This is a genomic window from Teichococcus oryzae, assembly GCF_008386565.1.
Taxonomy (GTDB): Bacteria; Pseudomonadota; Alphaproteobacteria; order Acetobacterales; family Acetobacteraceae; genus Pseudoroseomonas; species Pseudoroseomonas oryzae.
In genome coordinates this window covers 40042-64501 of sequence record NZ_VUKA01000003.1, presented here as the reverse complement: position 1 = coordinate 64501, position 24460 = coordinate 40042, and the positions used below count along the sequence as shown (strand labels likewise).

Genomic DNA, 24460 nt, shown 5'->3' with positions numbered 1-24460 from the left:
GGGAAGTCAGCCGGCGGCGCGGTGCGCCGCCGGATCGGGAAGCGGGCGCCGCGCCTTATTCCCAGCTCAGCGCGCCGCCATTCTGGTATTCGATGACGCGTGTCTCGAAGAAGTTCTTTTCCTTCTTCAGGTCCATCACCTCGGACATCCAGGGGAAGGGGTTGTCGCTGGGCGGGAACACCGGCTCCAGCCCTAGCTGGGCGCAGCGGCGGTTGGTGATGAAGTGCATGTACTGCTCGCACAGTCCGGCATTCAGGCCCAGGAAGCCGCGCGGCATGGTGTCGCGGCCATAGGCCACTTCCAGCTCGCAGGCCTCGTGCAGCATGGTGCGCACTTCCTCGGCGAACTCGGCCGTCCACAGGCCGGGATTCTCCGCGCGGATCTGGTTGATCACGTCGATGCCGAAGTTCAGGTGGATGCTCTCGTCGCGCAGGATGTACTGGTACTGCTCGGCGATGCCCACCATCTTGCCGCGCCGGCCGAGCGACAGGATCTGCGCGAAGCCGGTGTAGAACCACATCCCCTCAAACACGACATAGAAGGCGATGAGGTCGCGCAGGAAGGCGCGGTCCTTCTCGGGCGTGCCGGTGCCGAAAGCGGGATCGGACAGGTTCTGCGTGTATTTCAGCGCCCATTCCGCCTTGTCGGTGATGGACGGCACCTCGCGGTACATGTTGAACAGCTCGCCCTCATCAAGGCCGAGGCTTTCCACGATGTACTGGAAGGTGTGGGTATGCACCGCTTCCTCGAAGGCCTGGCGCAGCAGGTACTGGCGGCATTCGGGATTGGTCAGGTGGCGGTAGACGGCCAGCACGATGTTGTTGGCGACCAGGGATTCGCTGGTTGCGAAGAAGCCCAGGTTGCGCTTGACGGCGTGGCGCTCCTCCTCCGTCAGCCCGTCGCGCGACTTCCACAGCGCGATGTCGGCCTGCATGGACACCTCGGTCGGCATCCAGTGGTTGTTGCAGCCCGCCAGGTACTTTTCCCACGCCCAGCGATACTTCAGCGGCAGCAGCTGGTTCACGTCGGCGCGGCAATTGATCATCGCCTTGTCGTCAACCGAGATGCGCGCGGCGCCATGGTCGATCTGCCCGAGGCCGGTGGCGTCACCGGCCGGCAGCGCCGGGGCATCCGCCGCCTTGCCCTCGTTCCAGTCCAACATCGTGTTCTCCATGGTCGTGTGCTTCACGTCGAGTGCTTCACTGGCAGGCTTCGCAGCCGGGATCGTCGATCGAGCAGAATTGCGGCGTGGCGGCGGGGGCGGGGGGCGGCACCGGCACGGCCTGCGCCACGGGGGCGGGGGCCTGCACCTGCACCGCGTTCAGCTTGCCGTCCGACTTCTTCAGCGTGGACTTCTCCACATGCGTGGCGCTCTGGGTGCGCAGGTAATAGGTGGTCTTCAGCCCGCGCTGCCAGGCCAGACGGTAGATCGCGTCCAGCTTGCGGCCATTCGGATTGGCCAGGTACAGGTTCAGCGACTGCGCCTGGTCGATCCATTTCTGCCGCCGCGCCGCAGCCTCGACCAGCCATTGCGGCTCGATCTCGAAGGCGGTGGCGTAGAGCGCCTTCAGGTCCTCCGGCACGCGGTCGATGGCGCCGAGGCTGCCGTCGTAATATTTGAGGTCGCTCACCATGGCCTCGTCCCACAGCCCGCGTGCCTTCAGGTCGCGCACCAGGTAGGGGTTCACCACGGTGAAGTCGCCCGACATGTTGGCCTTCACGTAGAGGTTGCGGAAGGTCGGCTCGATCGACTGCGTGGCACCGACGATGTTGGAGATCGTGGCCGTGGGCGCAATCGCCATGGTGTTGGAGTTGCGCATGCCGACGGTCTTCACCCGTTCGCGCAGCGCGCCCCAGTCCAGCGTCTGCGAGCGGTCGAGGTCGAGGTTGCCGCGCGCCTCGGCGACGTATTCGATGCTGTCGACCGGCAGCACGCCCTGGCTCCACAGCGAGCCAGGGAAGGAGGCATAGGCGCCGCGCTCCGCCGCCAGCTCCACCGACGCCTCGATGGCGTGGTAGGAGATCACTTCCATGCTTTCATCGGCGAAGCGCACCGCTTCCTCCGAGGCGAAGGGGATGCGCAGCGCGTGCAGCGCGTCCTGGAAGCCCATCAGGCCCATGCCGATCGGCCGGTGCTTCAGGTTGGAGCGCCGCGCCTGCGGGATGGTGTAGAAATTGACGTCGATGACGTTGTCCAGCATCCGCATGGCGGTGCGGATGGTGCGCTGCAGGCGCTCCCGGTCGAGGCCCTTCCCGGTGACATGCCGGCCGAGATTGATGGAGCCGAGGTTGCATACCGCCACTTCGTCATCCGAGGTGTTCAGCGTGATCTCGGTGCACAGGTTCGAGGAATGCACCACCCCGGCATGGCGCTGCGGCGAGCGCAGGTTGCACGGGTCCTTGAAGGTCATCCAGGGATGGCCGGTCTCGAACAGCATGGTCAGCATGCGGCGCCACAGGTCCACGGCGCGCACCCGCTTGTGGACCTTGATCTCGCCGGCGGCGGCCAGCGCCTCGTAGCGGAGATAGGCGGCCTCGAAGGGCTTGCCATAGAGGTCGTGCAGGTCCGGCACCTCGTCCGGGGAGAACAGCGTCCAGTCGCCATTCGCCTCGACCCGCTGCATGAACAGGTCCGGCACCCAGTTGGCCGTGTTCATGTCATGCGTGCGGCGGCGGTCGTCGCCCGTGTTCTTGCGGAGGTCGAGGAACTCCTCGATGTCGATGTGCCAGCTTTCCAGATAGGCGCAGACCGCACCCTTGCGCTTGCCGCCCTGGTTCACCGCGATGGCGGTGTCGTTGGCCACCTTCAGGAACGGCACCAGCCCCTGCGACTGGCCATTGGTGCCCTTGATGTGGGCGCCCAGGCCGCGCACCCGCGTCCAGCTGTTGCCGATGCCGCCCGAGAACTTGGACAGCATGGCGTTGTCGCGGATGGCATTAAAGATGCCCTCCAGGTCGTCCGGCACGCTGGTCAGGAAGCAGGAGGAGAGCTGCGAATGCCGCGTGCCGCTGTTGAACAGCGTGGGCGTCGAGCACATGAAATCGAAGGAGGACAGCAGCTCGTAGAACTCGATCGCCCGCGCCTCGCGGTCGATCTCGCGCAGGGCCAGGCCCATGGCGATACGCATGAACAGCGCCTGCGGCATCTCGTAGCGCACGCCGTCCTGTTGCAGCAGGTAGCGGTCATACAGCGTCTGGAAGCCGAGATACTGGAACTGGAGGTCGCGTTCCGGCTTCAGCGCGGCGCCGAGCCGGGCGAGGTCGAACTGCGCCAGCTCCGGGTTCAGCATGCCGGCCTCGATGCCGCGCGCCACGAAGGCGGCGAAATAGGCGGGGTAGCGTTCCGCCATCTCCGCCTGGGTCACGGAATGCGCGGGCGCGCTGCCTTCCACATGTGCCAGCGCCTCGCGCCGCAGCTCGGCCAGCAGCAGCCGCGCGCTGACCTCGGAATAGTTCGGCTCCTGCTCGATCAGGGTGCGGGCGGCCAGGATCGGCGCCTGCGCCAGCTCGGCGGTGCTGATCCCATCGTAAAGGTTGCGGGCGGTTTCCGTCAGGACCGGCTCGGGCGAAACATCGGCCAGGCCCTCGCAGGCTTCCCGCACCACCCGCGCCAGCGCGGCGCGGTCCAGCGGGCGCAGCGTGCCGTCGGCGTCGCGCATCTGCAGCGCCGGCTCGGCCGGCTTGGCGGCGGCGTGCGCCGCGCGCTCCTTCGCGCGCTCCTCGCGGTACAGCACATAGGCGCGGGCGACCTTGTGATGGCCGCCGCGCATCAGCGCCAGCTCCACCCGGTCCTGGATGTCCTCGATATGCAGCGTCAGGCTGGGGCCGGAAAAGCGCGTCAGCCCTTCCACCACCTGCTGCGTCAGCTCATCGGCGATCTCGTGGATGCGCTGGGAGGCGGCGACGGAACGGCCTTCCACCGCCAGGAATGCCTTGGTCAGGGCGATGGTGATCTTGCCGGCGTCGAACGGGGTGGGGCGGCCGTCGCGACGGATGACCTGGATCTGCCGCTGCTCCGGCGGCGCGGCACGCTGGTCACGCCCGGAATGGTCGCGCAGGGCCTCCTCGGGCATCGGCAAAGTGGTCATGGGACGGGATTCTCCGGCTTCGTGGTGATGCGGCGCGCAGGGCGAGTCGAGGTGCCGGGCGCGCCGGCAAGATGCCTAAAGCGGATCGCAACGGTCAATACGCGGCGGTCAATATATAGCGTTAAAATGACAGTGGATAACTAGATGTGGTGTTTGTGGGTAAGTCTGGATTATCCCACGGAAACAGCGTGCTCGGGCCGGAAGTTGCTATTTGGTGTGCTCATAGCCTCGTGCGTCGGCTGGCTCAGCCAAAAAATTCATACGATGGTCAGATGTTTCAAGGATGCGGGGTTGCGCCCCGGCGCCAAACCCCGCTTACCTCCCCGCAAAAGGGCCGGGCGCCGCGCCCAGCCGGCAAGAGGAGACAAGGCGATGACCCTGACAGGCGAGATGCTGATCGGCGGCAGCGCGGTGCGGGGCGGCGATTCGCCCGTGCACGGCATCAATCCCGCCACCGGCGAAACCCTGCAGCCGGGCTATGGCGGCGGCGGCGCGGCGGAGGTCGAGCGCGCCTGCGCCCTGGCGGCCGCGGCCTTTGACACCTATCGCGAAACCGGGCCCGAGGACCGCGCGGCGTTTCTGGAAGCCTGCGCCCAGGGCATCCTCGACATCGGCGACGAGCTGATCGAGCGCGCCTGTGCCGAAAGCGGCCTGCCGCGCGGCCGCATCGAGGGCGAGCGTGGCCGCACCGTGGGCCAGTTCCGCATGTTCGCCCAGGTGGTGCGCGATGGCGGCTATCTGGACGCCCGCATCGACCCGGCGCAGCCGGAGCGCAAGCCGCTGCCGCGCTCCGACATCCGCCAGCGCCACGTGGCGGTGGGCCCCGTCGTGGTGTTCGGCGCCTCCAACTTCCCGCTGGCCTTCTCGGTGGGCGGCGGCGACACGGCCTCGGCCCTGGCGGCCGGCTGCCCGGTGATCGTCAAGGCGCATTCGGCGCATCCCGGCACCTCGGAACTGGTGGGCCGCGCCATCCAGGCCGCGGTGAAGAAATGCGGCCTGCCGGAAGGCGTGTTCTCCATGCTGTTCGGCTCCGGCGCCAAGGTGGGCTCGGCGCTGGTGGCCGATCCCCGCATCAAGGCGGTGGGCTTCACCGGCTCCCGCGCCGGCGGCACGGCGCTGATGAAGATCGCGCAGAACCGCCCCGAACCGATCCCGGTTTATGCCGAGATGAGCAGCATCAACCCGGTCTTCCTGCTGCCCGGCGCGCTGCGCAAGCGGGCGGAGGCGATCGGCAAGGGCTTTGTCGGCTCGCTCACCATGGGGGCGGGGCAGTTCTGCACCAATCCCGGCCTGGTGATGGGCGTCGAGGGCGAAGCGCTGGACAGCTTCCTGGCCTCCGCCAAGGCGGCGCTGGAAGGCGCGGCGGCGCAGACCATGCTGACCCCCGGCATCCACAAGGCCTATGCGGAGGGGGTCGCGAAGCTGTCCTCCAACAACCGGGTGCAGACCGTGGCGGAAGGCCTTCCCGGGGAAGGCGGCCCCTATATGGGCCGCGCCGCCCTGTTCTCCACCACCGCCGAGCATTTCGCCGCCGACGAGGCGCTGCTGGAGGAAGTGTTCGGCTCCTCCTCCCTGGTGATCCGCTGCCCGGACGAGGCCACCATGCTGCGGCTGGCGGAAGGGCTGGAAGGCCAGCTCACCGCCACCATCCAGATGGAGCCGGAGGATCTGGAGATGGCCCGGAAGCTGGTGCCGGTGCTGGAGCGCCGGGTCGGCCGCATCCTGGTCAATGGCTATCCCACGGGGGTCGAGGTCGGCCATGCCATGGTGCATGGCGGCCCCTATCCCTCCACCTCCGACAGCCGCACCACCTCGGTGGGCAGCCTGGCGATCGAGCGCTTCCTGCGTCCCGTCGCCTATCAGGACTTCCCGGCCGAGCTGCTGCCGCCGGCGCTGCGGGACGAGAACCCCCTGAAGCTGTGGCGCCGCAAGGACGGGGTGCTCGGGCAGAACTGAGCCCGGCCCCGGAAGCCGGAGCCATGCCCGGCGCGGCGACCCGCCGGGTTCTTCATGCTGCCGTTCCGGCGGCCCGGCATGGCCCGGGCCTCCGGCGGCGCGAACCAGGATCGGAACACCCTTGCCAGCGCAGCACGGACCGGACCGGCCTGATGGTCCTCTCCCCTCCGAATGGCTGATCCTGGCGGATGACCTGACGGGGGCGGCGGATTGCGCCATCGCCTTCGCGCGGCGCGGGCTGGGCGCGGCGGTCGGCTGGCACGCCGCGCCGGCAGGAGATGGCGCGATGGCGGCCTTCCCGGTGTTGGCCATCGACGCCGACAGCCGTCGCCTGTTGCCCGAAGCCGCCGCCGCCCGCCATGCCGCGCTGCTGCGCCGGCACCTGTCCGGCCGCGCCCACCCGGCCCTGATCAAGAAGATTGATTCCACCTTGCGGGGCCAGCCCGCGGCGGAGCTTGCCGCCACCCTGGCCGCGCTGCGGGAGATGGGGCGGGGGCGGCTTGCCCTGCTCGCGCCGGCCTTTCCCGCCACCGGCCGCACCACGGAAGGCGGCCATGTGCACCTGGAAGGCGTAAGGCTGGACAGCACGGCCCTTTGGGCGCGCGACCACAGCTATGACAGCGCCGACCTGTTGGTGGTGCTGGCCTCGGCGGGGCTGAAGGCGCGGCTCCTGCCGCTGGAACGGGTGCGGAAACAGCCTTCGGCCCTGGCCGCCGCGCTGCATGCCGCCCATGCCGAAAGGCTCGACGCGCTGGTGTGCGACGCGGTGGAGGTGGCGGATCTCGACAATCTGGCCCGGGCCAGCCTGCCTTTGGCGGAGAACGTCCTCTGGGTCGGCTCGGGCGGCATCGCGGCCGCCCTGGCCGCCGCCCTGCCGGCTGCCACCGGTGTGCCGCCGCCCGCCTTGCCGCGCCGCCCCGGCGGCGTGCTGGTGGTCGTGGGCTCGGTGGCCGAGGCGTCCCGCGCCGCGGCGGCGGCGCTGGCCGGAACCGGCGTGCCGCGCTTCGCCATCCCCGCCGAACTTCTGCGCGCCGGGGAGGGCGACCCGCGCTGGCGGCCGCTGGGGCGGGAGATCGCCGCCGCCATCGCCGCCGGACGCGACACGCTGGTGGAGATCGCCGCCGACCCCGCCGCCGAACTGCGCCAGGGCGCGGCGCTGGCCGAGGCGCTGGCCCTGCTGCTGGCCCCCGCCGCCAGCCGGATGGGCGGGCTTTTCGCCACGGGCGGCGAAACCGCCTGCGCGCTGTTGAGCCGCCTCGGCGTGCATGGCATCCACCTGCTGGAGGAGGTGGAGCCGGGCGTGCCGCTGGGCCTCACCCTTGGCGCGCTGCAGGTGCCGGTCATGACCAAGGCGGGCGCCTTCGGCCGGAACACCACCATCCTGCGCAGCCTGGCGCGGCTGCATCACCTGCTCGGAGCCCCATCATGACCCAGACGCCCACCGCCCGCCCCGAGGCACGCCCGGCCGAGACCTGGCCGGTCATCGCCATCACCATGGGCGACGCGTCCGGCATCGGCCCCGAGATCATCCTGAAGGCGCTGGCCCGCCCCGAGGTTTATGCCATCTGCCGCCCACTCGTGGTGGGCGACGCCGGGCGGCTGCGGGAGGTGGCGGGGCTGATCGGCGCCAGCCTCACTGTGCGGGCGGTGGAGGAGCCGGCGGATGGCGGCTTCGCCTGCGGCACGGTGGATGTGGTCGATCTGGGCCTGATCCCGCCCGGCCATCCCTTCGGCAAGGTGCTGCCGCTCTCGGGCGAGGCCGCCTTCCGCTACATCGAGCGCGCGACGCGGCTGGTCGAGGCGGGGGAGGCAGACGCCATCTGCACCGCGCCGCTGTCGAAGGAGGCGCTGCACGCCGCCGGCCACAAATATCCCGGCCACACCGAATTGCTGGCGACGCTGACCAACACGCCGGAAGTGTCGATGATGCTGGTGGCGCCGAAGCTGCGCGTCATCCACGTCACCACCCATATTGGCCTGGTCGATGCCATCCGGAAGATCGAGCCGGGCCTTGTTTTCCGCGTCATCGAGCGCGGGCGGGCGACGCTGGTGAAGGCCGGCATCGCCGATCCGCGCATCGGCGTCTGCGGCATCAACCCGCATGCGGGGGAGAACGGGCTGTTCGGCCATGGCGAGGAGGAGGAGAAGATCATCCCCGCCGTGGCGAAGTGCCGGGAGCAGGGCTGGGCGGTGGAAGGCCCGCTGCCCGCCGACACGCTGTTCTTCCGCGCCACCCGCGGGGATTTCGACCTGGTGGTGGCGATGTATCACGACCAGGGGCACGGCCCGGTCAAGGTGATGGGGCTGGAGGCCGGGGTGAACATCACCATTGGCCTGCCGGTGGTGCGCACCTCCGTCGATCACGGCACCGCCTTCGACATCGCAGGCAAGGGCATCGCCGATGATGGCAGCCTACTGGAGGCGCTGAAGCAGGCGGTGGAGCTGGCGCCCCGGCGCGGCTGACGGCCTGCAAGTCCGTCAGGCGCGGCCCTGGCGGGCGCCCGCCGCCTCAGCCGGCGGTGGCGTCGGCCTGCCGGTCGAGATGAGCCACCAGATCCGGCGCCAGCTTCAGCCGGTGCGCCAGGGCCTGCAGATAGGCGCGCTCGGCCGGATCATCGGGGTCCATCGCCAGGCGGGACACGAGGTAAAGCTCCGCCGCCTGTTCCGCCGTGGTGGCGGCCGCCGCCACCTCGCTGACGCCGATCGGCGCATCCAGCGTGTCGAAAACAAAGGCCTTGGCCTCGGCGTCCAGCCCGGCTTCCTCCACCTGGGCGAAGATCCGGCGCCGCTCCTCGGCGTCGATATGGCCATCGGCGCGCGCGGCGCCGATCATGGCGCGGATCAGCGCCAGCTCGAAAGGCTCGCCGCCCGCCGCGGGCCGGGCTTCCGGCAGGAAGCGCGCATCCACCTGCCGGGCGTCGCTCGCTGTCGCCGCCGGCGCCGAGGCCGGCTGCCGCCCCGCCTGCCAGTTCTGGAAGGCGCGGTCCGCCAGCGCCCCGAGCAGCGCCGCGCCGCCATGGCTGAGCATCCCGCCGCCGCGCTTCTTGCCCTTCTTGCCCATCAGCACGGACATCAGCCCGCCCGCCGCCGCGGCGCTGGCCAATCCGCCGATGCCGCCCTTGTTCTTCTTCTGACCGGCGCCCTGGCCCAGCACCTGACGGGCAGCCTCGGCCAGTCCGCTCATGTTGCCGCCGCTCCAGAACTCGGGCGGGGTGGGGGGCGTGGCTGCCCCAGGATGGGTCCAGGGCGAGACACCCTGGCCCTGCGGAGGCTGCCGTGCCTGGCCGGGCGCCCCCGCGGCACCGAGGAACTGGTTGAGCAGAGCCTTTGCGTCGATCATGCCGCAACAGATCGGGTGGCGGCCCGCTGGCCGCAAGATTGCGGCCGGTTCATCTTTTCCGGGAAAGCGGCCGCTCAGACGACCTGGTTCACCAGCTTCGTGCCATTCTCCAGCGCCGCCAGGTTCTGCATCAGCAGGCGGATGACGTTGCGCTCATAGAACTGCGTCTCGCCCGCCGAATGCGGCGTGATAATGGTGTTCGGCGCGTCCCAGAGCGGGGAGGCGGGGTCCAGCGGCTCCTCCACGAAGGTGTCGAGCCCGGCGCCCCGGATCTGGCCCGCACGCAGCGCCTCGGCCAGCGCCGCCTCATCGACCACCGGGCCGCGCGCCACGTTGATCAGCAAGGCGGAAGGCTTCATCGCCCGCAGCACCTCGGCCGAGACGATGCCGCGCGTTTCCGGCGTCAGTGGGCAGGTCAGCGCCAGCACGTCGGCCTCGGTGGCCAGGGCCTTCAACTCCTCCGGCCCGCGCAGCTCGATGCCGTCCGGATTGGCGCCGGCGCGGTTGCGCTTCAGCCCGATCACTCGCATGCCGAACGCCCTGGCCAGCCGCGCCAGGCGCCCGCCGATGCCGCCGAGGCCCAGGATCACCATGGTGGAGCCTTCCAGCTCCGCCTCGCGCTCGGCGGGATTGGAGATCATGCCGCGCCATTCATGCTTCCGCTGGTTCAGCACCGCCTCGTTGACGCGGCGGGTCAGGCTGAGCAGCAGCGCCATGGCATGGTCGGACACGGCGTTCACATTGACGCCCTGGCCGCTGCACAGATGCACGCCGCGCGCCTTCAGCGCTTCCAGGCCATAGCGCTCGGTGCCGGCGCTGATCGACTGCACCAGCTTCAGATTCGGCGCGTGGTCGAGGATGTCGTCGGTCCAGAAGCCGGAGATCACCAGCGCCTCGACATCGGCAAGGTTGGCCATCATCTCGGCCTTGCTGCCGTAGACCTTGGCCGGGCCGCTCCAGCCCTGGGCGCGCAGCGCGGCGCCGAGGTCATAGGCGCCATGGGCGAGGCAGAGCACGGGCGCGTCGCCCTTCCAGGTCTTGGCCATGGGATGGCCTCCCCGGGGTCAGGCGAAGTCGCGCGGGCGGATGCCGGCGTGGAAATAGCTGATCATAGAATAGATGTCATAGACTGGCAGGCCCAGCGCCCGCTGCAGCGCCGCCGCGTAGGGCGGCATGTTGGTGCATTCCAGCACGATGGCGCCGACCTCCGGATGCTTCGCCACCAGCTCGCGCCCGGCGGCGAGGATGTCCTGCTCGGCCAGGTCGACATCCATGTCGTCCTTTTCCGCCTTGATCAGCACGCGAAAGAATTCCTGGCCGTTTTCCGTGCCCACCACGGGGATGTCCTGCGGCACGCCGGCGGCTTCCAGGTGGCGCGGCGTCAGCGTGGCGCTGCTGACGGTGATCAGCCCGACCCGCTTGCCGGGCGGCAGCATCGCCTGCACCCAGGGCACCTGCATCAGCGAGGAGGTGGCCACCGGCACCCCGACATGCGCCGCGATCTCGCGCTGGAACAGCGACAGGAAGCCGCAATTGGTGGTGATGGCCTCAGCGCCGAGGCGGACCAGATCCTCCGCCGCGTCCAGGAAGTCCTGCAGCAGGCCGTTGGCGCCGTTCAGCACCACCCGCTCCGGGCTGGCGCCGCGCACCACGCGGAACAGCACGGGGAACGGCCAGGTGGCGCCATTGCCCATGTCGCCCAGGATGCGCGGGAAGCGGGCTTCCAGCATCAGGATGCCAAGAGGAGCGCCATAAACGGCCTTGCCGCCGCGGGCGATGCCGCGGCGCGCGGCGGGCAGGGGAAGCGTGGTCATGGAAAAAGGCCTGCTGGTAGGGATCGGCGGCAGTCTGGCGGTGCTTGCGAAGGGGCGTCAAGTCTGTGCGTTGACCTGTATACAGTTTTGTATCTACCGTGGTGACACAATGACCGATGCCGATGCCCATCCTGTTTCCGGCGACGCGCCGCTGCGTTCCGCCGACCGCGTCTACGCCCGGATCAAGGCGATGGCGATCTCTTATCGCCTGCGCCCGTCGGAGCGGATCAACGAGGTGGAGCTGGCGCGCCAGCTCGGCGTCAGCCGCACGCCCTTGCGCGAGGCGCTGAACCGGCTGGCCGCGGAGGGCTTCCTGGAGGCCACGGCCAATCGCGGCTATTCCGTGCTGCCGCTCGATCCCAAGCGGGTGCTGACCTTTTACGAATACCGCGCCATGCTGGAAATCGGCGCGCTGCGCCTGGCGGCCGCCCGCGCCACGGATGAGGCGCTGTGCGGCCTGGCCGGGCTGGCGCAGCGGACGCGGGAGATGGCGGCGCAGGATGCCTTCGCCCAGCTGACCGCGGACGAGGCCTTCCACACCCGGCTGGTGGCGCTGGCCGACAATGCCGAGATGCTGCGCTCCCTCCGCTCCCTGAACGAGCGCATGCGCTTCATCCGCTGGATCGACCTCGACAAGGGGCGCGGCGAGCATTGGACGGATGAGCACATGGCGATGGTGGAAATGCTGCGCGCCCGCGACGCCGAAGCGGCGGCGGCGCTGATGCAGGCGCATATCGCCCGGCGCCTGGACCGGATCACCGAGATGATCCGCGCCGGCTTCGCCGAGATCTACACCGGCAACACCCTGGCCGCCCGCATCCTGGGCGACGCCGCCTGACATTCCTCGCAGAGGTTCCGCATGACCGACCGTTCCGCCCGGACTTCCGCCAGCCGCCATGTGGTGGTGATCGGCGCCGGCATTGTCGGCGCCGCCAGCGCCCTTGAGCTGCTGCGGGACGGGCATCGCGTCACCCTGCTGGAGCCGGGCACCCCCGGCGGGGAGCAGGCGGCCAGCTATGGCAATGGCTGCTGGCTGTCGCCGCAATCGGTGATTCCGCCGGCCGGCCCCGGCGTGTGGAAGAAGGTGCCTGGCTATCTGCGCGACCCGCTGGGGCCGCTGGCGATCCGCTGGTCCTATTTCCCGCGCGTGCTGCCCTGGCTGGTGAAATACCTGCTGTCCGGCTGGACGGAGGCGCGGGTGCTGCGCGTCGCCCAGGCGATGCAGCCGCTGCTGCATGACGGGCCGGCACTGCACCGCCGCCTGGCCGCGGAGGCCGGCGTGCCGGAGCTGATCGAGCAGCGCGGCGACATGTACATCTATCCCGACCGCGCCGCCTTCGAGGCGGAGGCCATGTCCTGGCGCATCCGCAAGGCGGTGGGCATTCCCTGGCTGGAACTGTCCGGCGAGGAGCTGCGCCAGCGCGAGCCGGAGCTGGACCGCCGCTACACCTTCGCCGTGCTGATGGAGCAGGGCGGGCATTGCACCGATCCCGGCGCCTATGTGGCGGCGCTGGTGGCGCATGCGGCGGCGCAGGGCGCCGCGCTGCGGCGGGACAGGGCGACCGGCTTCCGCATCGAGGCCGGGCGGCTGAAGGCGGTGCGCACGGGAACGGGCGAGATCGCCTGCGACGCCGCCGTGATCTGCGCCGGCGCCCATTCCAAGGCCCTGGCTGCCGCCGCCGGGGATGACGTGCCGCTGGAAACCGAGCGCGGCTACCACGCCGTGCTGAGCGACCCGGAAGTGCGGCCGCGCACGCCGATGATGCCGTCCGACGGCAAGATGGCGATCACCCTGACCCGCGGCGGGCTGCGCTGCGCCGGGCAGGTGGAGATCGCCGGGCTGGAGGCAGCGCCGAACTGGAAGCGGGCCGAGATCCTGCGCGACAAGCTGCTCGGCTGCTTCCCCAACCTGCCGCGCGACCTGCCGGCCGACCGCGTCAAGGTGTGGATGGGGCACCGCCCCTCCATGCCGGACGGCATGCCCTGCATCGGTCCCGCCCGCGCCACGCCGGACATCCTGCATGCCTTCGGGCATGGCCATGTCGGCCTGGTGTCTGGGCCGCGCACGGGCCGGGTGGTGGCGCAGCTGCTGGCGGGGCGGGCGCCGGAAATCCCGGTGGAGGCCTTCTCCGCCCGCCGCTTCCGCGCCCGATAGCCCGGCCCGCGGCCAAACCCGCTTCATCCCGCACTGCAAGGATTGTTTTCATGACACGACGCCTCCGCATCCTGGCCCTTCTGGCGGGGCTGGCGGTGCCGGCCCTGCCGCCGCCCGCCGAAGCGCAGACCCGCGGCGGATCGCCCACCCTGGACGCCATCCGCGCCCGTGGCGCGCTGGTCTGCGGCACCTCGCCCGACCTGCCGGGCTTCGCCTTCCTGGGCGAGCGGGGCGAGTTCAGCGGCCTTTACATCGATTTCTGCAAGGCGGTGGCGGCCGCGGTGCTCGGCGACGCGGCCAAGGTCCGCTATGTGCCCACCACCTATGCCAACCGCCTGACGGCGCTGCAGGCGGGCGAGATCGACATCCTGTCCTCCAACACCACCTGGACCATGCCGCGGGAAGCGGCGCTGGGGCTGATGTTCACCGGCGTGCTGTTCTATGACGGGCAGGGCTTCCTGGTGTCGCGGAAGCTGGGCGTCGCCTCGGCGAAGCAGCTCGACGGCGCCAGCGTCTGCGTGCAGCCTGGCACCACCACGGAAAAGAACCTGGCTGATTATTTCCGCGCCAGCGGCATGCGGCTGAACCCGGTGGTCATCGAAAGCGTCGAGGAGATCCGCAACGCGCTGGTCGCCGGCCGCTGCGATGCCTTCACCGTCGGCACCTCCACCCTGGCCGCCTTCCGCGAGGGGCTGGGCGACCGCAAGGAGGATTACATCGTCCTGCCCGAGATCATCAGCAAGGAGCCGCTCGGCCCCGTGGTGCGCAAGGGCGATGAGCGGTTCTTCGACGTGGTGCGCTGGACCCAGAACGCCATGATCCTGGCGGAGGAATTCGGCATCACCAGCGGCAACCTGGCCAGCCGGATGGACGACGCCCAGCCGGATGTGCAGCGCCTGCTCGGCCGTTCGGACGATTTCGGGGCCATGCTGGGCCTCAACCGCCAATGGGCGGTGGATATCATCCGCCAGGTGGGCAATCTCGGGGAAGTGTGGAACCGGCATGTGGCGCCGATGGGCCTGCCGCGCGGCCGCAACGCCCTCTACACCGAGGGTGGCCTGCAATACGCCCCGCCGATCCGCTGAAGCCGCCAGGGCCATGGGCTTGTCGATATGGCTGAACCAAGGCTAGCGTTCGGCCAGGGAAGTTCATGGAGACGACAATGGCTGTTTCGCGTCGTGGCCTCATGGCCACTGCCGCCGCCCTGCCTTTTCTGATGCGCGCGGAGGATGCCCTGGCCCAGGGCATCCAGCCCAAGCGTGGCGGAACGCTCGCCAGCATCGTCAATCCCGAGCCGCCGATCCTGCATGTCGGCATCAACAACCAGGCGCCGACCCTGATCGTCGGCGGCAAGATCTTCCAGGGGCTGCTGCGCTACGACCCGCAGCTGAAGCCCATGCCGGAGCTGGCGAAAAGCTGGGAGATCAGCCCCGACGGGCTGGAATACACCTTCCACCTCCAGGAGAACGTCAAGTTCCACGACGGCAAGCCGATGACGGCCGACGACGTGGTGTTCTCCATCATGAAGTTCCACATGGAGGTCTCACCCCGCGCCCGCGGTGTCTTCGCCCGCATCAAGGACGGCGTGGCGGTGAACCCGACCACGGCGAAGTTCGTGCTGTCGGAGCCTTTCGAGCCTTTCATCCTGATGTTCGACAACACGGTCTCGGCCATTGTGCCGAAGCACCTGTTCGACGGGCAGGATTACCGGCAGGCGCCGGCGGTGCAGAAGCCGATCGGCACCGGGCCCTTCAAGTTCGCCGAATGGCAGCGGGGCAACTTCATCCGCCTTGAGCGCTTCGAGGAATACTGGAAGCCGGGCCAGCCCTATCTGGACGCCATCATCTACCGCGTGGTGCCGGACAGCCAGAGCCGCCGCCTGGCGCTGGAAAGCGGCCAGGTGCAGCTGACCCAGTCCAACGATATCGAGCCCTTCGACGTGCCGCAGATGCGCGCGCGCCCCAACCTGGAGGTGAAGACCACAGGCTGGGAGTATATGGGCCCGCTGATGTGGATGGATTTCAACCACCGCGTGAAGCCGCTGGACGATGTCCGGGTGCGGCGCGCCATGACCATGGCGGTCAACCGGGACTTCATCGCCCAGCGCCTCTGGTTCGGGATCGGCAAGCCCGCGACGGGGCCGTTCCACAGCGCCACGCGCTTCTACGATGCCTCCGCCAAGGCGCCGGCCTATAATGTCGAGGCCGCCAAGAAGCTGCTGGACGAGGCCGGGCTGAAGCCGAACGCCCAGGGCGTGCGCTTCACCATCAAGCATCTGAGCCTGCCCTATGGGGAGGTGTTCACGCGGCTCGGCGAGTTCCTGCGCCAATCCTTCCGCCAGGTGGGGGTGGACCTGCAGCTTGAAAGCGTCGATGTCGGCACTTGGTCCCAGCGCACGGCCAACTGGGAGTTCGACACCACCATCAACTATCTCTACCAGTATGGCGACCCGACGCTGGGGGTGGAGCGTTCCTATGTTTCCACCAACATCAAGAAGATCCTGTTCTCCAACGTCGCCGGCTACGAGAACCCGAAGGTGGACGAGCTGTTCAAGCAGGCCCGCGACGCCGCCGACCCCAAGGTGCGCCAGCAGGCCTTCAGCGAGGTGCAGAAGATCCTGGTGGAGGACGTGCCGCTGCTGTGGCTGATGGAGATGTCCTTCCCCACCATCTACGACAAGAAGCTGAACAACGTCATCACCTCGGGCTCCGGCGTGCATGCGAGCTTCGACGACGTGTTCATGGCCTGACGGATGGAGTTGTCGCGTTTCCCCGCCTATCTGGCGGGGCGCCTCGTGAAGGCGGCGATCGTGGTGCTGGCGATCGTCGTCTGCAATTTCTTCCTGATCCATGCCGCGCCGGGCGACCCGGCCAGCATCATCGCCGGGCAATCCGGCGCGGCGGACGCGAAGTTCCTGGAACAGCTCCGGGCGCAGTTCGGGCTGGACCAGCCGCTCTACGTGCAGCTCTGGGTGTATCTGAAGGGCGTGCTGACGCTGGATCTCGGCTTCAGCCACCGGCAGCAGGCCAGCGTCGCGGCGCTGCTGTGGGACCGGCTTCCGGCCACCCTGCTGCTGACCGGCGCCGCCTTCCTGTTCGCCATCGTCATCGGCGTCACCATGGGGGCGCTGGCGGCGCGGCGCGTCGGCAGCTGGTCGGATTCCGTGATCACGGTGCTGGCGCTGACCTTCTACGCCACGCCGCTGTTCTGGGTCGGGCTGATGCTGGTGCTGCTGTTCAGCGTGACGCTGGAATGGTTGCCCTCCTTCGGCATGATGTCGGTCGGGGTGGAGCTGTCCGGCTTCGCCTGGCTGCTGGACATCGGCAAGCACCTGCTGCTGCCGGCACTGACCCTGGGGTTGTTCTACGTCGCCGTTTACGCGCGCCTGACGCGCGCCACCATGCTGGAGGTGGCGGACCAGGACTTCGTCAAGACCGCGCGCGCCAAGGGCGTGCCCGAGGGCCGCATCCTGCGCCGCCACGTGCTGCGCAACGCCATGCTGCCGGTGATCACCTTCGCCGGCATCCAGGCGGGGCAGCTGATCGGCGGCTCGATCCTGGTGGAAACGGTGTTCGCCTGGCCAGGCATCGGGCGCCTGGCCTTCGAGGCGCTGCTGGCGCGCGACTACCAGGTGCTGATGGGCGTGTTCTTCTGCACCAGCGTCATGGTGGTGTTGTTCAACCTCATCACCGACCTGCTCTACGCCATCGTCGATCCGCGCGTGGAGGTGTCGTGATGCGCGGCTTTTGGCGCAATTTCTGCCGCAACCGCGGCGCCGTGGTCGGTCTGGTGATCCTGCTGCTGGTGATCGCCACCGCCATCGCCGCGCCCTGGCTGTATCCCGGCAGCCCGTGGGACATGGCCGGCATGCCCTTCGCCCCGCCGGGCGAGATGGGGATGATGCTGGGCACGGACAGCCTCGGGCGCGACGTGGCGGCGGGCATCGCCCATGGCGCCCGCGTTTCCCTGCTGGTGGGCGCGGTGTCCACCGTGGTGGCGCTGGTGATCGGCATCGGGCTCGGCGCCATCGCCGGCTATCTGGGCGGGCTGGCGGACGATCTCGTGATGCGCTTCACCGAGTTCTTCCAGACTATTCCCTCCTTCGTGCTGGCCATCCTGCTGGTGGCGATCTTCACGCCCACCATCGGCTCCATCGTCTTCGCCATCGCCGTGGTGTCCTGGCCGCCCGTGGCACGGGTGGTGCGGGCCGAGTTCCTGTCGCTGCGCTCGCGCGAGTTCGTCCAGGCCTCGGAAGTGCTGGGCAAGTCGCGCATCAGCATCGTGTTCGGCGACATCCTGCCCAACGCGCTGTCGCCGATCGTGGTGCTGTCCTCGCTGATGGTGGCCTCGGCCATCCTGCTGGAAAGCGCGCTGTCCTTCCTCGGCCTCGGCGACCCGAACATGATGAGCTGGGGCTTCCTGATCGGCTCCGGCCGCAGCGTCATCCGCATGGCCTGGTGGATGAGCGTGTTCCCCGGCATCGCCATCTTCCTCACCGTGCTGTCCCTCAACCTGGTGGGCGAGGGGTTGTCCGACGCGCTCAACCCGCGCCTGGCGCGCAACCGCGGGGGCAAGGCATGACCCGGCTTCTCACTGTCGAGAACCTGACCGTCGGCCTGCCCGCCGGCGCCGACCGCCCGCACGCGGTGGAGGATGTTTCGCTGCATCTCGATGCGGGCGAGATCCTGTGCGTGGTGGGCGAAAGCGGCTCGGGCAAGTCGATCACCGCCAACACGGTGATGGGGCTGCTGCCCAAGGGCCTGCCGGTGAAGGGCGGCGCCATCACCTTTGAGGGCGAGCCGCTGCTCGGCCTGTCGGCGGAGGCGATGCGCTCCCGCCGCGGCCGCCGCATGGCCATGGTGTTCCAGGAGCCGATGACGGCGCTGAACCCGCTGATGAAGGTGGGCGACCAGATCGCCGAGGCCCTGGCCGTGCATGGCAAGGGCGCGGAAGCGAAGGCGCGCGTGCCGGAATTGCTGGCGGCGGTGAACCTGCCCGACCCGGCGGCCATCGCGCGGATGCACCCGTTCCGCCTGTCCGGCGGGCAGCGGCAGCGCGTCATGATCGCCATGGCGCTGGCGCTGGAGCCGGCGCTGCTGATCGCCGACGAGCCGACCACCGCCCTCGACGTGACGACGCAGGCGCAGATCCTGCGGCTGATCCGCGAGATCCAGCAGCGGCGCGGCATGGGCGTGATGTTCATCACCCATGATTTCGGCGTGGTGGCGGAGATCGCCGATCGCGTCGCGGTGATGCAGCGCGGCCGCATCGTGGAGCAGGGCACGGCGTCCGAGGTGCTGAACGCGCCCCGCCATCCCTATACCCGCACCCTGATCAGCGCCGTGCCGCATGGCCGCGCCTCGGACCGCGCCGCGATCGGCCCGGAGCCGGTGCTAGCAATGAAGGGCGTCACCAAGACCTATCAGCGCGGCGGCTGGTTCGGCGCGCGCGCCGTGGTGAAGGCGGTGCACGATGCCGACTTCACCCTGAACAAGGGCGAGACGCTCGGCCTCGTCGGCGAAAGCGGCTCCGGCAAGTCCACCCTGGCGCGCTGCGTGGTCCGGCTGGTTGAGCCTGAACAGGGCGAGATCCTGTTCCACGGCGCCAATCTGCGGCCGCTGTCGCGCCAGGGCTGGCTGCCCTACCGCAAGCGCATCCAGATGGTGTTCCAGGACCCCTACGCCTCGCTCAATCCCCGGCGCAAGGTGGGTGACGCGATCACCGAGGGCCCCGTCACCCACGGCGTCAGCCCGGCCGAGGCGCGGCAGCGCGCGCTCGAATTGCTGAGGCTGGTGAAGCTCGATCCTTCGGCGATGGACCGCTACCCGCATGAGTTCAGCGGCGGGCAGCGGCAGCGCATCGGCCTGGCCCGCGCCCTGGCGATGCAGCCGGAACTGCTGATCGCCGACGAGCCGGTCTCCGCGCTGGACGTGTCCGTGCAGGCCCAGGTGCTCGACCTGCTGGCGGAGATCCGCCAGCGCCTCGGCCTCACCATGCTGTTCATCACCCATGACCTGCGCGTGGCGGCCCAGATCTGCGACCGCATCGCGGTGATGCAGCGCGGCGCCATCGTCGAGCTTGGCCCGACCGCCGAGGTGTTCGGCGCACCGAAGCATCCCTACACGCGCTCATTGCTCGACAGCATTCCCGGCCGGGGCTGGACTCCGCCCGAACTCGCCGAAATCAGCTGAAGGAGGACCGTCCATGTCCCTCGATCCCGGTGTTCGCCGCGCCATCCTCGATGCCGTCGCCGCCCTGGAGGCGGACTCCGTCGCGGCGCTGGAGCGGCTGGTGCGCTGCCCCTCCACCCTCGGCAACGAGGCCTCGGCGCTGGAGGAGATGGCGCGCAACTACGCGGCGCTCGGCCTGGAGCCGCGCCGCGTGCCGACCGTGCCGGAGGAGCTGGCCTCGCATCCCGGCTTCTCGCCGCCGCTGATCTCCTATGAAGGCCGCGACAACGTCGTGGCCGTGCACCAGCCGCGCGAGCGGAAGGGCCGCTCCCTGGTGCTGCAGGGCCATGTGGACGTGGTGCCGGAAGGCGCCGCCGACATCTGGGCCACGCCGCCCTACGAGCCCTCCATCCGCGGCGGCCGCATGTATGGCCGTGGCGCGGGCGACATGAAGGCCGGAGACATCTCCAACGTCATGGCGTTCCGCGCGCTGCAAATGGCCGGGCTGCAACCGGCGGCGGAAGTGCAGTTCCACTCGGTCATCGAGGAGGAATGCACCGGCAATGGCGCACTGGCCTGCATGGTGGCGCTGCCGAAATGCGATGCCGTCATCATCCCTGAGCCGGGCCCGGGTGTGGAAGGCCTCTACACCGCCGAGGTCGGCGTGATCTGGGCCTGGGTGACGGTGACGGGCCGGCCCGTCCACGTGCGCGACATGCAGGCCGGGGTGAACGCCATCGAGGCGGCCTATGTCATCTCCCAGCGCTTCAAGGCCTATGAGTCGGAGATGAACCGGGCGGAGAACATCCATTCCTCCTTCTTCGGCGTGAACCACCCGGTGAACGTCAATTTTGGCACGGTGCAGGGCGGCGAGTGGAACAGCTCCGTCCCCACCCGCGCCAAGATCGGCCTGCGCGTCGGCATCATGGTCGGCAACACGGCGAAGCAGGTGAAGGCCGACATTGAGCGGCTGGTGGCGGAGGCTTCGGCCGATGAGCGGCTGCGCGGCACCAAGGTGGCGCTGGAATTCGCCGGCTTCATGGCCGACCCTTGCGTGTTCAACAAGGAAGCGCCCATCGTGCAAATGGTGCAGCGCCATTTCGCGGAAGCGAATGGCCGCGAGCTGCGGGACTACCCGGCCTCCGGCCTCACCGATGGCCGCTTCTTCGAGCTGTACCAGAACACGCCGGTCGCCTGCTTCGGCCCGGATGCGGATTCCATCCATGGCATCGACGAAAGCGTCAGCCTGGAAAGCTTCCACGCCACGACGCGCACCATCGCGCTGACCATGGCGGAATGGTGCGGGGTGGAAAAGGCATGAGCAACCTTCCGGTATCCGGCGCCAGGCTGTGGGACAGCCTGATGGAGATGGCGAAGATCGACGCCACGCCGAAGGGCGGCAACAACCGCCAGACCCTGACCGATGGCGACGGCCAGGCACGCGCCCTGCTGCGGCGATGGGCCGAGGCGATCGGCTGCTCCGTCGCGGTGGACCGCGTCGGCAACATGGTGATCCGGCGGGAAGGGCGCGATCCGTCGCGCGCGCCCGTCGCCATGGGCAGCCATCTCGACACCCAGCCCTCGGGCGGCAGGTTCGATGGCGTGCTGGGCGTCCTCGCCGGGCTGGAGGTGCTGCGCGCGCTGCATGAATCCGGCACCGAGACCGAGGCGCCGATCGTGCTGGTCAACTGGACCAATGAGGAAGGCGCCCGCTTCTCGCCGCCGATGATGGGCAGCGGCGTCGCCATGGGATTGTTCGAGGAGGCGGAGATCCTGGCCAAGCAGGACCCGGCCGGCGCTGTGTTCGGCGAGGAACTGCGCCGCATCGGCTGGCAGGGAGATGCCGATCCCGCCGCGCTGCAATCGCTCGGCGCCTATTTCGAGCTGCATATCGAGCAGGGCCCGACGCTGGAGGCCGAGAACATCCCTGTCGGCATCGTCGACCGCGCCCTGGCGCAGCTTTGGCTCGACATCACCGTCACCGGGGAGGAAGCGCATGGCGGCTCCGCCATGGCGCCGCGGCGGGACGCGATGATGGGCGCGGCGCAGCTGGTGCAGGCGGTGGAGGAGATCGCGCTGGCCGAGGGCGGGCGCGGCACGGTGGGCCGCCTGACCGTGCAGCCGGACAGCCGCAACGTTGTGCCGTCCCGCGTCTGGTTCAGCGTCGATTTCCGCCATGGCGAGCCTGCCGCGCTGGCGCGCATGGACGCCGCGCTAAGGCAGCGCGCCGCGGACATCGCCGCGCGGCGCAGGATCGGCATCGATGTGGCGCATTTCTGGGATTTCCCGCTGACGCCCTTCAGCGAGGACCTGGTGGCCGCGCTGCAGCGCGCGGCCGAGGGGCGCAACCTGCGCAGCAAGCGGATGCCCACCGGCATCGGCCATGACGCCGTCTACCTCGCACGCCGCGTGCCGACGGCGATGATCTTCGTGCCCTGCGAAGGCGGCGTGAGCCACAACGAGGCCGAGAACATCACGCCCGAATGGGCCGAGGCCGGCCTTGTCGTGCTGGCCGACGCCGTGCTGGCCACCGCCAATTCCATCCGTGAAGGATAATCCCATGCGCATCGCCATTGGCGGCTTCCTGCACGAAAGCCATTCCTTCGCCCCACGCCCCACGGGCTGGCCGGAGTTCCGTAAGCCCGGCGGCTTTCCCGGCTATGTGCGCGGCGGCGCCCTGGTGGAGACGCTGCGCCCGACCTCCGTCGCCAGCGCCGGCGCCATCGCCGAGGCGGAGGCGCGCGGCTTCGAGCTGGTGCCGCTGTCCTGGTGCTTCGCCAACCCGGCCGGCCCCGTCAATGAGGAAGCCTTCGAGCGGATCTGCGCCTGCCTCGTCGCCGACCTTGTCCGGGTGCTGGACGAAGGGCCGCTGGATGGCGTGTATCTCGACCTGCACGGCGCCATGGTCGCGGAGAACTTCCCCGATGGAGAGGGCGAGGTGCTGCGCCGTGTCCGCGCCGTGATCGGCCCCGACATGCCGCTGACCATCAGCCTGGACCCGCATTGCAACCTGACGGCGCAGATGGTCCGGCTGTGCGACGCGGTGGCGCCCTATCGCACCTATCCGCATGTGGACATGAAGGCGGCCGGCGCCCGCGCCATGCGGCTGCTGGCGGAGCGCATCACGCGCGGCGCCCCCTTCGCCAAGGCGTTCCGCCAGGCCGAATACTGGATGCCGCTGACCACGCAATGCACCATGGTCGAGCCGATGGCGGGCGTGATGGATGCGCGGGAAGCGATCGCCGGGCAGGAAGGCGCGGCCGAGCTGGCCTTCTGCTTCGGCTTCCCCTACGCCGATTTCGCCGATTGCGGCGTCGCCCTGGCCGCCTTCGCGGACAGCCAGAACGCCGCCGATGCCGCCGCCGACGCGCTGGCCGGCGTGCTGGCCGAGCGGGAGCCGCTTTTCGCCGGCAGCGCGCTGCCGGCGGCGGAAGGCGTGGCCCGGGCGGTGGAGCTGGCCGCCACGGCCGGCAAGCCGGTGGTGATGGCCGACACCCAGGACAATCCCGGTGGCGGCGGCCATGGCGACACCACGGGGCTGCTGGCCGAGCTGGTGCGCCAGGGTGCGCCGGCGACGCTTGGCCTGATCAACGACGCGGAAAGCGCCGCCGCCTGCCACGCGGCGGGGGAGGGGGCGGAGCTGTCCCTGCGGCTGGGCGGCAAGTCGGATGGCGTGCCCTTCGAGACGCGCGCCAGGGTGCTGCGGCTGAGCGATGGCCGCTTCACCTGCACGGGACCGATGAATCGTGGCAACCCGGCCGATCTCGGCCCCACCGCGCTGGTCGCCATCGGGCCGGTGAAGGTGATCGTGGTCAGCCGCAAGATGCAGGCGCATGACCAGGCGCTGTTCCGCCATATCGGCGTCGATCCGGCGGCGGAGAAGATCCTGGCGCTGAAAAGCAGCGTGCATTTCCGCGCCGATTTCCAGCCCATCGCTTCCGAGGTGCTGGTGGTCGCGGCGCCCGGGCCGGTGGTGGCCGATCCTTCCTCGCTGCCCTTCCGCAACCTGCGCCCTGGATTGCGCACCCGGCCGCGGGCGGCATGAGCGGGCTGTTCAGCCACGTCACCGTGGGCGCGCGGGATTACGCCGCCGCCACGCGCTTCTATGACGCCGTGCTGCTGCCGCTCGGCCTGGAGCGCAGGACGGATGAGCCGGAGATCGGCTGGGCCTGCTGGCAAAGGCCCGGCGACCCGGCCGAGTTCTATGTGTGCCGCCCCTTCGATGGGCAGCCGGCCACCCCGGGCAATGGCGGCATGACGGCCTTCTTCGCCCCCGACCGCGCCGCGGTGGATGCCGCCCATGCCGCCGGGCTCAAGGCGGGTGGCAGCGACGAGGGGGCGCCGGGCCTGCGCCCCCACTACAGCGCGCAGTATTACGGCGCCTATCTGCGTGATCCGGACGGCAACAAGCTCTGCATCGTTCACCGCGCCCTTCCGGGTTGATGGCGCGCCCTCCCGGACCGGAAGCCCGGCGGCCGGGCAGGGCGGCTGCCGTCCCCCCTGGCCTTTGTCGCGGGATCAGACGCTCACGGCGCCCCTGGAACATGTCTGGCGGCCGCCTGCGGGAGGTCGCCGCCCCAACCTGGCCTTTCCGGCCTGAGGATGCGGAACCGTTCCAGGGCCGCACCGCGACCTTCAGGATTTTTTGCCGAATGCCATCCGGAGGGCCTTGCATGCGTCCAATCGGCGTGACATATGGCTGCCACGCCGAACGGAGCGCGGGCGTAGCTCAGGGGTAGAGCACAACCTTGCCAAGGTTGGGGTCGAGGGTTCGAATCCCTTCGCCCGCTCCAGTTTCTTCCAAAGGATGCCGCAACTTCGCGGATGGCTTCCACGGGAAGCCGGTTCATCTTCCATCAGCGATCAGCATCACCACCCTGCCATGCGGGCGTGGCGCAATGCGTTTGGTCCGTCGCCCTGCGATGCCGAAGCACGCG

19 protein-coding genes and 1 tRNA gene are annotated in these 24460 nt (G+C 69.5%); 15 read left to right on the top strand and 5 right to left on the bottom strand.

What is annotated here, in order from left to right; genetic code table 11:
* Positions 1–55: 55 nt before the first annotated feature.
* Together F0Q34_RS09020 and F0Q34_RS09015 are read right to left on the bottom strand one after the other, a co-directional pair.
* On the bottom strand, positions 56–1189 hold the full coding sequence (locus F0Q34_RS09020; RefSeq protein ID WP_277755272.1) for a ribonucleotide-diphosphate reductase subunit beta: 1134 nt from the start codon (positions 1187–1189) through the stop codon (positions 56–58).
* 10 nt (positions 1190–1199) lie between these two features.
* A complete protein-coding gene (locus F0Q34_RS09015; RefSeq protein WP_149811881.1) occupies positions 1200–4088 on the bottom strand; it encodes a ribonucleoside-diphosphate reductase subunit alpha in 2889 nt (962 codons plus the stop codon).
* A gap of 372 nt (positions 4089–4460) precedes the next feature.
* Between F0Q34_RS09015 and F0Q34_RS09010 the strand changes: the two genes are divergently transcribed.
* From F0Q34_RS09010 to pdxA, 3 genes are all read left to right on the top strand, one after another.
* The gene (locus F0Q34_RS09010) at positions 4461–6044 is read left to right on the top strand and encodes an aldehyde dehydrogenase (NADP(+)) (protein WP_149811880.1); all 1584 of its coding nucleotides are present in this window, start codon (positions 4461–4463) and stop codon (positions 6042–6044) included.
* 121 nt (positions 6045–6165) lie between these two features.
* The gene (locus F0Q34_RS09005) at positions 6166–7473 is read left to right on the top strand and encodes a four-carbon acid sugar kinase family protein (RefSeq protein WP_149811879.1); all 1308 of its coding nucleotides are present in this window, start codon (positions 6166–6168) and stop codon (positions 7471–7473) included.
* On the top strand, positions 7470–8507 hold the full coding sequence (gene pdxA / locus F0Q34_RS09000) for a 4-hydroxythreonine-4-phosphate dehydrogenase PdxA (protein WP_149811878.1): 1038 nt from the start codon (positions 7470–7472) through the stop codon (positions 8505–8507). Before F0Q34_RS09005 ends, pdxA begins: the two co-directional genes overlap by 4 nt.
* A 46-nt stretch (positions 8508–8553) precedes the next feature.
* Here the strand turns inward: pdxA and F0Q34_RS08995 are convergent, their stop codons facing one another.
* From F0Q34_RS08995 to F0Q34_RS08985, 3 genes are all read right to left on the bottom strand, one after another.
* Positions 8554–9384 carry a tellurite resistance TerB family protein gene (locus F0Q34_RS08995; protein WP_149811877.1) on the bottom strand — a complete coding sequence of 277 codons (831 nt, stop codon included), beginning with the start codon at positions 9382–9384 and terminating at the stop codon, positions 8554–8556.
* Positions 9385–9458: 74 nt separating this feature from the next.
* Positions 9459–10430, bottom strand: coding sequence for a D-2-hydroxyacid dehydrogenase (locus F0Q34_RS08990; protein ID WP_149811876.1), 972 nt, complete (start codon positions 10428–10430; stop codon positions 9459–9461).
* 18 nt (positions 10431–10448) lie between these two features.
* The gene (locus F0Q34_RS08985; RefSeq protein WP_149811875.1) at positions 10449–11198 is read right to left on the bottom strand and encodes an aspartate/glutamate racemase family protein; all 750 of its coding nucleotides are present in this window, start codon (positions 11196–11198) and stop codon (positions 10449–10451) included.
* Positions 11199–11307: 109 nt separating this feature from the next.
* Here F0Q34_RS08985 and F0Q34_RS08980 point away from each other — a divergent pair, with 109 nt between their 5' ends.
* From F0Q34_RS08980 to F0Q34_RS08925, 12 genes are all read left to right on the top strand, one after another.
* Positions 11308–12036, top strand: coding sequence for a GntR family transcriptional regulator (locus F0Q34_RS08980; RefSeq protein WP_149811874.1), 729 nt, complete (start codon positions 11308–11310; stop codon positions 12034–12036).
* 21 nt (positions 12037–12057) lie between these two features.
* The gene (locus F0Q34_RS08975; protein ID WP_149811873.1) at positions 12058–13353 is read left to right on the top strand and encodes an NAD(P)/FAD-dependent oxidoreductase; all 1296 of its coding nucleotides are present in this window, start codon (positions 12058–12060) and stop codon (positions 13351–13353) included.
* 50 nt (positions 13354–13403) lie between these two features.
* Entirely contained in the window at positions 13404–14438 is a 1035-nt protein-coding gene (locus tag F0Q34_RS08970; protein WP_149811872.1) for an amino acid ABC transporter substrate-binding protein, read from the top strand.
* A gap of 77 nt (positions 14439–14515) precedes the next feature.
* The gene (locus F0Q34_RS08965; protein ID WP_241665403.1) at positions 14516–16102 is read left to right on the top strand and encodes an ABC transporter substrate-binding protein; all 1587 of its coding nucleotides are present in this window, start codon (positions 14516–14518) and stop codon (positions 16100–16102) included.
* A gap of 9 nt (positions 16103–16111) precedes the next feature.
* The gene (locus F0Q34_RS08960) at positions 16112–17089 is read left to right on the top strand and encodes an ABC transporter permease (protein WP_456316239.1); all 978 of its coding nucleotides are present in this window, start codon (positions 16112–16114) and stop codon (positions 17087–17089) included.
* Positions 17089–17934, top strand: coding sequence for an ABC transporter permease (locus tag F0Q34_RS08955; RefSeq protein WP_149811870.1), 846 nt, complete (start codon positions 17089–17091; stop codon positions 17932–17934). Before F0Q34_RS08960 ends, F0Q34_RS08955 begins: the two co-directional genes overlap by 1 nt.
* A complete protein-coding gene (locus F0Q34_RS08950) occupies positions 17931–19544 on the top strand; it encodes an ABC transporter ATP-binding protein (protein WP_149811869.1) in 1614 nt (537 codons plus the stop codon). The genes F0Q34_RS08955 and F0Q34_RS08950 overlap by 4 nt, the downstream gene beginning before the upstream one ends.
* A 13-nt stretch (positions 19545–19557) precedes the next feature.
* Positions 19558–20844: an ArgE/DapE family deacylase gene (locus tag F0Q34_RS08945; protein WP_149811868.1), complete on the top strand. Its 1287-nt coding sequence runs from the start codon at positions 19558–19560 to the stop codon at positions 20842–20844.
* The gene (locus F0Q34_RS08940; protein WP_149811867.1) at positions 20841–22079 is read left to right on the top strand and encodes a Zn-dependent hydrolase; all 1239 of its coding nucleotides are present in this window, start codon (positions 20841–20843) and stop codon (positions 22077–22079) included. The genes F0Q34_RS08945 and F0Q34_RS08940 overlap by 4 nt, the downstream gene beginning before the upstream one ends.
* 4 nt (positions 22080–22083) lie before the next feature.
* On the top strand, positions 22084–23568 hold the full coding sequence (locus tag F0Q34_RS08935; protein ID WP_149811866.1) for a M81 family metallopeptidase: 1485 nt from the start codon (positions 22084–22086) through the stop codon (positions 23566–23568).
* Positions 23565–23966, top strand: coding sequence for a VOC family protein (locus tag F0Q34_RS08930; protein WP_206667981.1), 402 nt, complete (start codon positions 23565–23567; stop codon positions 23964–23966). The genes F0Q34_RS08935 and F0Q34_RS08930 overlap by 4 nt, the downstream gene beginning before the upstream one ends.
* Before the next feature lie 275 nt (positions 23967–24241).
* Positions 24242–24316 (top strand) — tRNA-Gly (locus tag F0Q34_RS08925).
* Positions 24317–24460 lie beyond the last annotated feature (144 nt).